Annotated in this window: 7 protein-coding genes; 6 read left to right on the top strand and 1 reads right to left on the bottom strand. The window is 73.7% G+C overall.

Features of this window, described 5'->3' with window-relative positions:
• The 6 genes from CHF15_RS45420 to CHF15_RS43635 form a co-directional block, all read left to right on the top strand.
• On the top strand, window positions 1-1,551 hold a 1,551-nt coding region (locus CHF15_RS45420; RefSeq protein WP_089229509.1), incomplete at its 5' end, for a fibronectin type III domain-containing protein.
• Between the two features lie 59 nt (window positions 1,552-1,610).
• Complete coding sequence (locus CHF15_RS43660; RefSeq protein ID WP_089229508.1) at window positions 1,611-2,015, top strand: pyridoxamine 5'-phosphate oxidase family protein; 405 nt, start codon at window positions 1,611-1,613, stop codon at window positions 2,013-2,015.
• A 105-nt stretch (window positions 2,016-2,120) separates the two neighbouring features.
• Entirely contained in the window at window positions 2,121-3,716 is a 1,596-nt protein-coding gene (locus CHF15_RS43655; protein WP_179280273.1) for an Hsp70 family protein, read from the top strand.
• 22 nt (window positions 3,717-3,738) lie between these two features.
• Complete coding sequence (locus tag CHF15_RS46545) at window positions 3,739-4,878, top strand: tetratricopeptide repeat protein (protein ID WP_089229506.1); 1,140 nt, start codon at window positions 3,739-3,741, stop codon at window positions 4,876-4,878.
• Window positions 4,875-5,501 carry a nucleotide exchange factor GrpE gene (gene grpE, locus CHF15_RS43640; RefSeq protein ID WP_143681798.1) on the top strand — a complete coding sequence of 209 codons (627 nt, stop codon included), beginning with the start codon at window positions 4,875-4,877 and terminating at the stop codon, window positions 5,499-5,501. Before CHF15_RS46545 ends, grpE begins: the two co-directional genes overlap by 4 nt.
• Window positions 5,502-5,526: 25 nt before the next feature.
• A complete protein-coding gene (locus CHF15_RS43635; RefSeq protein ID WP_089229503.1) occupies window positions 5,527-5,823 on the top strand; it encodes an NIPSNAP family protein in 297 nt (98 codons plus the stop codon).
• On the opposite strand, the gene CHF15_RS43630 is transcribed toward CHF15_RS43635, so the two are convergent.
• Complete coding sequence (locus CHF15_RS43630; RefSeq protein WP_089229502.1) at window positions 5,781-6,245, bottom strand: hypothetical protein; 465 nt, start codon at window positions 6,243-6,245, stop codon at window positions 5,781-5,783. The genes CHF15_RS43635 and CHF15_RS43630 overlap by 43 nt on opposite strands.
• Window positions 6,246-6,641: the final 396 nt, after the last annotated feature.

Genomic DNA, 6,641 nt, shown 5'->3' with positions numbered 1-6,641 from the left:
CTCACCATCCCCAAGGGCAAACACACCCTCCGCGTCGACTACGCCGCCTTCAAGGGCAGCGCCAACGTCAAGTTCACCTACACACCCCGCACGACGGCGTCGGTGGACAAGACGAAGCCGCTGGCACCCACCGGCCTCAAGGCCGTGTACTCCACCGGCACGTACAGGGCCACGCTGACCTGGGCCCGTAACCCCGAGGCGGACCTGGCGGGCTATCGCGTGTACCGCCGCACCGGGTCGGGCGCCTGGACGCGGATCAGCGGCACCGCCGCGGTCACCAGGACCTCGTACACCAACGCCCCGGCCCCCACGGGCGACGCCTACACGTACGCGGTCACCGCGGTCGACAAGGCCGGCAACGCCTCGGGGCGGTCCGCGGGCGCGACGGTCACATCGGCCGACCGTACGGGCCCGGCCGCGCCCGGCGCCTTCACCGCCGCGAGCGGTGCCGCGGGGAACACCCTGCGGTGGACGGCGTCCCCGGGCGCGACCCGGTACGAGATCCAGCGGGCGATCCTGCCCGGCACCGCCTTCACCACGGCGGCCACGACCGGCGCCACGACGTACGAGGACACCTCCGCCGTCCTGGAGCAGCCGTACGCCTACAGGGTGCGCGCCCTGGACGCCGCCGGCAACGCCTCCGCCTTCACCGCCTCCGCCGAGGCCACCCGCGACAGCACCGCGCCTCCCGTCCCCACGGGCCTGACCGTGGCGGCCGAGACGACCGACGGTGTCTCGCTCACCTGGACGGGCGGCGGCGGGGACACCGCGGGGTACCGCGTCTACCGGGCCACCTCCGCCAACGGCGCCCGCACGCTGATCGGATCGCCCGAGCGCGCCGCCTACGCCGACCTCACCGGCGATCCCGGACGCCCCTACTGGTACCAGGCCGCCGCGGTCGACGCCGCGGGCAACGAGTCCGCCCGCACCACCGCGGTGAGCGCCGCTCAGACCGCCGGTCCCGACGACGCCCCGGCCGCGCCGACGATCACGTCGTCCTTCCGGGGCACCACCTTGTCGATGGTCTTCCGCACCGACGGCTACGTGCCCGCCGACCACTACGTGGTCTACCGCTCCCGCACCACGCCCGTCCGCCCCGAGTACGGCGCGGAACTGGTCGCCGGCTCGTCGGGGCTGCAGCTCATCCTCACCGGCGTCACCGACCGGGACTACCACTACGCCGTGGTCGCCGTCAGCCGGGCGGGCGCGGCATCCGGGTACTCCGCCGACCATCTGCCGGTCTGGCAACCGGTCGGCCTGCGGCCGACCGAGATCTACGAGACCTCGCAGGGAGACGGCACCGCCACCCTGCGCTGGGCCGCCGCCGCCGGTGAGCCGGGCCTGACGGTCGACGGCTACCGCGTCTACCGCTCGACCAGCCCGGGCGGGACGAAGGAGACGGCCACGCAGGTCGCGTTCCTGCCCGGCGCCGACCAGTTCACCGACACCGGGCTCGACAACGGCGTGACCTACTACTACGCGGTATCGGTCGTGTACAACCAGGGCGAGTCCGGGCTGTCGCCCGAGGTGGCCCTGACACCGCACAGCTGAGAACGGGGGCGGGGGCCGGGGCCGGGGGCGCGGCCACGAGGTGACGTAACCTCGCGGACATGGCCATCGACCCCCGCGACCCGGACCCCGGCTACCTCGCCTTCTGGCGGGAGTACCTCATGAGCACCCTCACCACCCACCGCCCCGACGGCACCCCGCACGTCGTGCCGGTCGGCGTGACGTACGACCCGGAGGCCGGGGTGGCCCGGGTGATCACCAACAAGGCGAGCCGCAAGGTGGCCAACGTGCTGGCGGCCGGGCCGCAGGGCGCCCGGGTCGCGCTGTGCCAGGTCGACAAGGGGCGGTGGGCGACGCTGGAGGGCGTGGCCCGGATCAGCACCGACCCGGACGCCGTCGCCGACGCGGTGCGGCGCTACGCCGAGCGCTACGGCCGCACCCCGGCCCCCAACCCGGACCGGGTCGTCGTCGAGATCGCGCTGACCCGCGCCATGGGCCGCGCCTGAGCCTCATCCGCCCCGTCGATCCCGTCCCGCAAACACCCCTGCGTGCTGCATGATTGACGCTCCGGCAGATTCGGACGAGGTACGGCTACGGGGAGGTGCCCGGCTGTGGCACGGGTTGTGGGAATCGATCTGGGCACGACGTACTCCGCGGTCGCGGTGGCGGACCGGACCGGCACCGCGTCCATCGTCCGCAACCGCGAGGGCGAGAACATCACCCCCTCCGTGGTGATGTTCCAGGGCGACGTCGTCGTCGTCGGCTCGCAGGCCAAGCGCTCCGCGGCCACCGCCCCGGACCACGTGGTGCAGTTCGTCAAGCGCTACATGGGCGAGCCCACCCCCGTCTACACCTCGGAGTCGGGCACCCCCTTCCGCCCCGAGGAGATCTCCGCGCTGATCCTCAAGCGGCTCAAGGAGGACGCCGAGATGATGCTCGGCGAGCCCGTCGAGCGCGCCGTGATCACCGTCCCCGCCTACTTCGACGACGCCCGCCGCAAGGCCACCCAGGACGCCGGCCGGATCGCCGGCCTGGAGGTGCTGCGGATCGTCAACGAGCCGACCGCCGCCGCCCTCGCGTACGGGCTCGACCAGGACGAGGACGAGCGGGTCGGCACCGTCCTCGTCTACGACCTGGGCGGCGGCACCTTCGACGTCACCGTGATGAGGGTCGAGGACGGCGAGTACGACGTCGTCGCCACCGACGGCGACCGCAACCTCGGCGGCTTCGACTGGGACGGGGCGCTGATGGAGCACCTCAACGGCGCCTTCATGGCGGCCGGCGGCCCCGACCTCACCGACGACACCGCCACCCTGGCCGAACTGCGCGACAAGGCGGAGATCGCCAAGCGCACGCTGTCCAACGCCCCGCAGGCGGTCGTCATGCTCTCGGCCGGCGGCCGGCACGAGCAGATCCGCATCACCCGCGAGAAGTTCGACGAACTCACCGCGGAACTGCTGGACCGCACCCGCATCCTCACCGAGGGCGTGCTGGAGGAGTCCGGCCTCACCTGGGAGGACATCGACAAGGTGCTGCTCGTCGGCGGCTCCACGCGGATGCCGCAGGTCCCGGCCCTGATCGGGCGGCTGTCCGGGAAGAGCGCGGAACGCGGCGTCAACCAGGACGAGGTGGTGGCCCTGGGGGCCGCGCTGATCGCCCTGGACGCGGAGGTCCGCGCCGAACAGGCCGCCGAGCGCAAGAAGTACATCGGCAGCGGCGCGCACGTGGAGTCGGCCCCCGGCGACGGCCTCGCGCGGCTCACCAAGGGCAGGGTGAAGTCCATCAAGGACGTCACCTCGCAGTCCCTCGGCATGGTCGCCGTCCACGACGACGCCCCCCGCTCGCCGGAGTACAACGCGGTGATCATCCCGCACAACACCACGGTCCCCGCGAAGGAGAGCGAGACCTTCTACACGATCCGCGAGCGCCAGACCGCGCTGCGGGTGCAGGTCACCGAGGGCGAGGGCGAGGACCTGGACTATGTGAAGGTCGTCGGCGAGAGCACCCTCAAGATCCCGCCGTACCCCAGGGGCGCGCCCTTCGAGGTGTACTACGCCTACGACGTGGACGGGATCATCCACGTCGAGGTCAAGGACCTCACCGCGGGCGAGTGGCTCGGCGAGTTCGAGGTCGAGCGCCCGGACAACCTGGGCGGCGAGGAGCTGGAGGAACTCAGCGACCGCGTGTCCCGCACCGCGGCCCTCTGACCGGAGCGGGAGCCGACACGCCATGACCACGACGGACGTGCCCGACTACTACGCCGAGTTCGGCATCGGCGCCGGCGACAGCGCCGAGGAGATCGGCAGGAAACTCGACCGCGAGCACCGCAGCTGGGCGGGTAAGGCGAGCAAGGCCCCCACCTCCGACAAGCGCCGCGAGGCCGAGGACAAGGTGCGGCGCGTGCTGGATGCCCGCAAGGCGCTCACCGACCCCTCCGCGCGCGCCCTGTACGACCAGCGGCTGGCCCGCTCCCGGAGGAAGGCGCCGGAGCCCCGTGAGCCCAGGGTCCCCCGGCCCGCCCCCGGCGGCGCCGTACGCGACTGGGTGGGCATCGCCGAGCGGAACATCGCGGACGGCGACCTCCAGGCCGCCGAGTACGAGCTGCGCCAGGCCGTGCACCACGACGACCGCAACGCCTACGCCTGGCGGCTGCTGGGCGCCGTCCACCAGGACCTCGGCGCGTACCAGGACGCCCTCCAGGAGCACCGCAGGGCGCTCCAGCTGGCCCCGGACGACGCCGCGAACCACGTCCTGATCGGCAACGTCCACACCGCGCTCGGCGACCACCACACGGCCCTGACCTGGTACTTGAAGGCCGACGAACTGTCCCCGGGCGAGCTCGCGACCGAACTCGCCGTCGGTGACGGCCTGTACGCCTCCTCCCGCTTCGACGAGGCACTGACCTGGTACGAGAAGGCCCTCGCGCACAGCCCCGGCCACACCGGGCTGCGCAACCAGATCAGCCGCATCTGGTCGCTGCGCGCCGAGGGGGCGATGATCACGCACCCGGTCAGCCGCCGGCTGGTCGTCGCCTCCGAGGAGGCCGCCCGGCGCATCCTGCACTGCGTCGACCAGGGCCTGGCCGTGCGCCCCGCGGACCCGGACCTGGTGGGGCGGCTGGAGTTCTACCGGGGGCTGGCCGCCGAGTCCCTGGGCAAGACCTGGCGGTGGCACAGGCGCATGCTCTGGGTCGTGGTCCCGGCCGTCGTGGTGCTGCTCACCCCGGCCAAGGCGTACGGCGTCTTCGTGGCGATCGCCGCCCTCGCACTCGTCGCGTGGATCGGCTTCCGACCGCGCTGGTGGCACACCCGCGCCTCGCTCCCCCGGAACCTCCTCACCCCGCCGCAGCAGTCCTGGAGCCGCGCATGAGCATCCCGCCGCCGCAGCCGCCGCTGGTCCCGCCCGTGCCGCCCGTGCCTCCGCCGGGGGCACCGCCCCTGCCGGAGGCGCCGCCGCAGCCCCCCGCGCCGCCGGTGCCGCCGGCCCCGCGGGAGGAGACCTCGGCGGAGGAGCCCGCGCCCGACCCGTTGGCGGTGGTGGCCGACGCCGTCGACGGACTGCGCGAGGAGATGGCCGCGCTCGGCGACCAGTTCCGCCGCCGGCTGCTCAACGACCGCGAGGGGCGGCGCGGTCTGGACGAACTGCGCGCCGAGCTCGACCACACCCGCCGGGCCGCCGAGGGCCGGCTGGCGCAGCCGCTCCTCTACGACCTCGTCCTGCTCCTGGACCGCATCGACCGCCACCTCGGCGTCGACGGCGGCTTCGCCGACTCGGTCGGCGCCGAGCTGCTGACGCTCCTGGAGAAGTACGGCATGACCCGGATCCCGGTCACCGCGGGGCGCTTCGACCCCGCCCTCCAGGAGGCCGTGGGCACCGTCCCCGCGCCCCGCCCGGAACTCGCCGGGGACGTCGCCGAGGTCGTACGGCACGGCTACCGCATGGGGGACCGCGTCGTCCGCCCCCAGCAGGTGCGCGTGCACGCGCCCGCGTGACCGAAGAACCCGAGGGAGCCCCGGATTGCCCAGGACCACGCAGCTGCGGACGTACACCATCAAGCCGGAGATGCTCGACGCCTGGCTCGGCCTGTGGCACACGGAGATCGTGCCGCTGCGCCGCGCCCACGGCTTCGAGATCGGCCTGGCGTGGGTGGACCGCGAACACAGCCGGTTCGTCTGGCTGATCGCCTACGACGGCGAGGACGGCTTCGCCGCGGCCAACGCCCGCTACTGGAACAGCCCCGAACGCGAACGGATGCCGCTGCAGCCCGAGGACTACCTCGTCGGCAGCGAGGTCCGCGACGTCGAACCCGCCTGAGCCGCCGCCCACATCGCGGCCGCCACCCACACCGGCAGCCACGCCGTCGCCACCAGGGCCCCCGCCCCGGCCGCCGCGCCCGCCACACCCATTCCCCGGCGCCGGGCCCACACGGACCCGGCGCCGCCCACCACCAGCAGCGCCGCCACCACCGGGACCGGCACCAGCCCCGCGTACCGCGGCACGCCCACGTCGCCGTACGCCGCGACGCCCACGCTCACCAGGACCAGCGCCATCAGCCCGGCGATCCACCACGGCCCCTCGCGCCGCGCGGCCAGCCGCAGCCCGGCCCACATCGCCACGGTCGCCAGCCCCACGTCCAGCCCCTCGGCACCCCAGTTCGCGCCGAGCGGCATCGCACCGGCCACCATCCCCACGGCCAGCCCCACCACGATCCCTGCTCCGACGCCCTTGTGCGGCATACGGACCGTCTTCCCCACCACGCGCCCCACACGCCCGCCCCGCCACGGGAGGCCACCCCTTCGGCGGACGCGCCGCCGCCACACCGTCCGTTCCCCCGCGCGACACCCCTTGTTCGCCGCTCGGCAGGGGAATCCCGCCCCGCACGACACGGCATGATCACAGGCACCCCGAGCATCTGGGCACGCGCGTTCGACGCTGTCAGGATCTCCCCGGGAGGGATCTTTGACCAAGTCCATACGCGCCCGCGCCACCGCGCTCGCGTTCGCCACGACAGCCGCGGGCCTCGTGCTGCCCGCCGGCGCCGCCCACGCGGCCACCACCTGCTCCACCGGGGTCTGGGTCGCGTCGTACTACGCGAACACCACCTTCAAGGGCACCCCGAAGAAGACCACCTG

The organism is Actinacidiphila glaucinigra (assembly GCF_900188405.1).
In the GTDB taxonomy this organism is placed as follows: Bacteria; Actinomycetota; Actinomycetes; order Streptomycetales; family Streptomycetaceae; genus Actinacidiphila; species Actinacidiphila glaucinigra.
The sequence above is the reverse complement of the archived record's forward strand: the minus strand, read 5'-3'. Positions and strand labels throughout refer to the sequence as shown.